3 protein-coding genes are annotated in these 1,808 nt (G+C 52.5%); all 3 read left to right on the top strand.

From position 1 onward, the window contains the following. On the top strand, positions 1–694 hold a 694-nt coding region (locus tag VLA04_01735), incomplete at its 5' end, for a hypothetical protein (protein HSI20416.1). 7 nt (positions 695–701) lie between these two features. Then, entirely contained in the window at positions 702–1,253 is a 552-nt protein-coding gene (locus tag VLA04_01730) for a hypothetical protein (GenBank protein HSI20415.1), read from the top strand. Continuing rightward, a partial coding sequence (locus VLA04_01725; protein ID HSI20414.1) for a peptidoglycan binding domain-containing protein occupies positions 1,240–1,808 on the top strand: 569 nt, incomplete at its 3' end. The genes VLA04_01730 and VLA04_01725, both read left to right, overlap by 14 nt.

Raw genomic sequence — 1,808 nt, 5'->3', positions numbered from 1 at the left:
TGAGGCCTACGATTCAGACAGGGAGCCTAGCCAGTCAGAAGTGGATGAGTGGGCGGACTTTTATCGCTCGCTTGGCTTTTTGCCTGAAGCCCATTGCGTGGAGCTTGCTACGCTGGCTTCGTACTTTGAGCGCTACGAGTTTAACTGCCAACTCCTTGCCATCCTTAGCCTGGGCGAGGGCGGTTTCCTGGAGACAAGCGAAGCACAGCTCTGGGACATGATGCGGTCAAACTTCTTGCAAAAAGTCCTTGTCTCAGAAGAGGTGACCCGTCGTGCCAAGTACACCCAAGTTGGGGCAAGTACATTGGATGTTTACCGCTTGCTCAACGAGGTCTGGACGCGGGATTCAGTCATAAATGGAACGGCTGCTGCCCGTACGCGTGAGATTGCTGCCGCCGCAAAAGCCCAGTCTATTCCTGTGGATATCCTCAAGTTCCTTTCCGATAACTTGTTTGTGGAAGCCTGCCTGGACCCACTTTCTGCAGACACTGTAGTCTCAACTATCAAGTCTTACCGCAACAATTCCGACGCGGAGACATACATTACGGAAGTGGCGAATGCCTTTGAGGAGGGGGAGCCGGCATTCCTTAAGCAGCTTCTTCACCAAGTCTCCAGCGCAGTGCGTGAGAGTATAACCCCCCGGGTTTCCCCTTTTCAGCCAGTAACGCCACCCGTTCAAACCGGGGTACAATAAAACTACTATGCTATTCGACCCTAAAATTGTTGTCTCAGGAGCCGCTGCGGGTGAAGCCGCGGAAACGGGCGAGCACTTTGGCTACCAAGTTGGCAAACAGGTGGCCATCCACGGAGGCATTGTTGTTACCGGTGCTACAAGCGGCGTGCCATATGCCGCTGCCCGCGGCGCAAAATCGGTACATGGGCAGGTGATTGGCTTTTCTCCCGCCAACTCCATCCTTGAGCACACTAAGAAATACCGGCTTCCTATTCAGCACCATGACTTTATTTTTTTCACAGGATATGACTATGCTGGTAGGGACACAGTGCTTGTGGATTTTGCAGATGCCGTCATTGAAGTGAGCGGCCGTATTGGTACCCTGCACGAATTTACACATGCCTTTGAGCGAAACAAAGTAATCGGCATTCTTTCTGGTAGCGGTGGCATCATCGACGATATTCCTCTCCTCATGGAAAAGGCCCACCGTGGGCACGGGCGAGTGGTGATAAACGATGATCCAAAAGAACTAGTGCGAATGGTAATCAAGGAGTTGGAAGATCTTCATGGCCGCGCTTAATATCCCCAAAGGGGTTAAATACACAACCTTTTTCATTGCCGTATTACTCGCCCTCCTTGCCATGGTGGGCGTGGGTGTTACGTATGCTCACAAGGACACATACTACCCAGGTATTAAAGTAGGGTCTGTTGCAGTTGGTGGCTTGTCCCGTGACGAGGCAAAAAAGAAGGTTCAAGATGTGGTCGATAAGGCTACGGCCCGTAGCGTAGTGGTAGCAATGCCCGACATTAGCCAGCCTAAGGACGCGGAAACCGAGGAGTATCCAGAGGTAGAAATTACTACTACCGCGGAAGAGCTTGGCTTTGCCGTACCGGTAGACAGCGCTTTGGATGAAGCCTGGAAGCTGGGACATGGCGCCAATGCTACGGGATGGGTGAAAGAGGCTTGGAGCCTGTTCTTTGGCGGCGGCACAAGCGTGGCCATGAACCCTACGGTGGATGCAGATAAGATTAAGGGCTTTGTAGCCACTAAGGTGGTTGCGGTCGCCTCCCCGCCAGAGCCTGCAAAAGTTGTGGCTACTGGAAAAAACGTAGTCATTGAAGACCAGGTTCCTGG

The sequence above is a fragment of the Verrucomicrobiia bacterium genome, from assembly GCA_035460805.1.
Lineage (GTDB): Bacteria > Patescibacteriota > UBA1384 > CAILIB01 > CAILIB01 > DATHWI01.
This window is presented reverse-complemented; position numbering and strand designations above follow the sequence as displayed.

Bases quoted from the DNA above. Each gene is read 5' to 3' on its own strand.
- VLA04_01730 (HSI20415.1), top strand. From the start codon at position 702: ATGCTATTCGACCCTAAAATTGTTGTCTCAGGAGCCGCTGCGGGTGAA.